We start from the raw sequence: 2,792 nt of genomic DNA on the forward strand, positions 1-2,792 counted from the left end.
TTTTTTATATCGGCATAGGCAGTTACTTTATTTCGTCCATTCTTTTTAGATTGATACATAGCTTTATCTGCAGCTTCTATCCAGCGCTCATGGTCTTTAAACTCATTACTGAAACAGGCAAAACCAATACTCACTGTTACTTTCACTTCAAGTTGTTTATACATAACAGGACTTTGCTCAATTAATACCCTTAAGCGTTCAGCAAAAATTTCAGCCCCCTTTTCATCGGTATCTAATAAAGTAACTACAAACTCCTCACCACCGTACCTTCCTGCGATGTCAGTTTCGCGTAGTGTCGTTTTTAAAAGTTTTGACAAGTGGCGTAGTGCTTCATCACCACACGTGTGGCCATATTCATCATTTACGACTTTAAATCGATCGATATCAAACATCAGCAATGCACTAGAACCGCCATTGCGCTTAGTACGCAAAAACTCTTGCTTGAGCGTACTCTCCCAATGACCACGGTTATACAATTGAGTAAGGCTATCTGTTTGGCTTACTTGCTCTAGGCGGGCATTTAAATCCTCTAATTCTTTTTTATTTACCGCAATATCAGTTACATCATATAAGATAATACATATATGACTGACTTCTGCACGAATATTAGTTAAAGGTATAAAGGTTGCATTTTGATACATATACTCGGCTTTACCAGTGATAGGACGGTAATTTTTAAACCTAAATATATAAGGTTGCTGTTCCCATATTGTGAATGAGCGATTTTTTAAAACAAATACGGATTCAGATTTACTTCTAAACCATTTTTCGTCTATTGCAGGAAACAAATCAAATAAATCTTTATGCTTTACCGCACTTGGTAATAAGCCGGAATGGTTTTCCATGAACCCATTCCAAACACACACTCGGTAATCTCTATCAAGTACAACAAGACCCACATCAACGGTATTAAACATATCCATTAACCAATGGATCTCATTCATATCTAAATCAGCAGCCATAACTTAATCTTCTAATAGGTAAGCAACTTTGTATTTCAAAGTTTTTAGTGAGTCTTCGGTAAATAACAACATTAAATCACAGTTTATGTTGTGATTTTCAATGCCATAGCTAATTTCAATTGCAAGAGTGCGTTGCCAACGAGACTTGTTTGCTTTTACCAGTTCAGACACATCTCTATGCTGACCTAACACAATTGGGTGTCCTTGGCTGAATGACATGTCGAGCTGCTTAGAAAGACCCGTAAGAATTGCACCAATAAGGATATTACTAATATCCATTAGTAGCTCAAGCTCAACGTTATCGGTGAGTACACCGTCATAATTCATTAAAGACGCAATTTCTTTAAAACTAGAATCGTTGAGTAATAATAATGCTTCGCCAGATACACCACCACCTATAAAGCCCTGGCACACACCAGAAGTAGACGCATTATTATCTATGGAGCGAAGTGCCATATCTAGCTCACTCACCTCGAGAATATTTACATTAGGGATTGGTAATTCGACAAATACATTGAGTAACCTTGCTAGTAAGTCACCAGCCTGCCCCATTGCGACATTCGTCAGTTCTTGGTAGATGTCTCGAACGTCAGGGTCAACTTGCTCACCTAATGCATGGGACAAGCGTTCACGCATAGCTTTGTCTTTAATTCCATGATGCTCTATTATTTCGGCAAGCTTTTCTGGTGAGCAGGGTTTTTGAATAAAATCGATAGCGCCTAAATCAAGCACTCGTTGGTGGGCATTAGGTTGTATGTCACCAGATACCACAACAGTAAGCACATTTAAACCTAACTCTTTCATTGCCATCAACACTTCATACCCGTCCATTTCAGGCATGTTTAAATCAAGGAATAGAATTTCTGGGTCAACCGCTTTTATTTGCTTTATGCAATCAACACCGTTAATTGCAAACTCAACCTTTATGTCCCAGTCTTCCGGCAATGAGCGAGCTAACTGGCGCCTCGCTAATTTGGAATCATCACATACTAATACTGATGTTGGCATACTATCTCTCTATTTTTAAACCAAGTATTAACATCACAAAATGATAGTGGCTTTTATTTTTATTATTTAAGATATTTTTTGTAACTATATGTTAATCAAAGTTTCAGCGGTTTACAATTTATAAATCTCATAACTAATTCTTAGCAAGCAAGAACGCATAATCGCTTGGTTACTCATACGCAGTATAATACACTGTCACTTATTGCGTTAATTTAAAAGGAAATACCTTATGTATCGTACGTTCGCGTTTGTACTGAGTGCATTTTGCTCCGTTGCTATGGCAGCCGATTACCCAGAAAATACACTAGATGCAGGAAAAGTTTCAGTACAGGGCAAACCAATTACTTTAATGGGCGAAGGTGTCTCAGTAGGTGAAAGTGCGCCTGACTTTAAAGTAGTTGATGGTAACTTTACGCCTGTAACGCTCAAAAACTACAAAGGGCAAGCATTACTAATTAGCGTAGTACCAAGTTTAGATACCGGTGTGTGTAGTTTACAAACTAAACACTTTAACGAAAAAGTGGCGCTAGAATTTCCAAGTATTGAAATATTGACTGTAAGCGCTGATTTACCGTTCGCCCAAAAACGATTTTGTAAAGCAGAGAACATAGATAAAGTCATCACATTATCTGATTCGGTATGGCGTGATTTTGGCCAAAAATATGGTGTGATTATAAAAGATATGGGGCTTCTAACGCGCTCTATTTTTATACTCGATAAGAGCCACAAAGTGATTTATAAGCAATTAGTGAGTAACCTATCTACCGAGCCAGAATATGACAGCGTAATAGAAAAGCTTAAAACCTTATAGGTCTTTCTGTA

General features: G+C 37.7%; 3 protein-coding genes. 1 reads left to right on the forward strand and 2 read right to left on the reverse strand.

Annotation, left to right across the window (positions count from 1 at the left end; translation table 11 throughout):
* Together P20480_RS18125 and P20480_RS08725 are read right to left on the reverse strand one after the other, a co-directional pair.
* On the reverse strand, window positions 1-962 hold a 962-nt coding region (locus P20480_RS18125; RefSeq protein ID WP_033025466.1), incomplete at its 3' end, for a sensor domain-containing diguanylate cyclase.
* Window positions 963-965: 3 nt separating this feature from the next.
* A complete protein-coding gene (locus P20480_RS08725) occupies window positions 966-1,970 on the reverse strand; it encodes a response regulator (protein ID WP_006792403.1) in 1,005 nt (334 codons plus the stop codon).
* 229 nt (window positions 1,971-2,199) lie between these two features.
* Between P20480_RS08725 and tpx the strand changes: the two genes are divergently transcribed.
* Window positions 2,200-2,781, forward strand: a complete 582-nt coding sequence (tpx, locus tag P20480_RS08720) for a thiol peroxidase (protein ID WP_008129835.1) — start codon at window positions 2,200-2,202, stop codon at window positions 2,779-2,781.
* Window positions 2,782-2,792 lie beyond the last annotated feature (11 nt).

Source organism: Pseudoalteromonas sp. BSi20480 (assembly GCF_000241365.1).
In the GTDB taxonomy this organism is placed as follows: Bacteria; Pseudomonadota; Gammaproteobacteria; order Enterobacterales; family Alteromonadaceae; genus Pseudoalteromonas; species Pseudoalteromonas marina.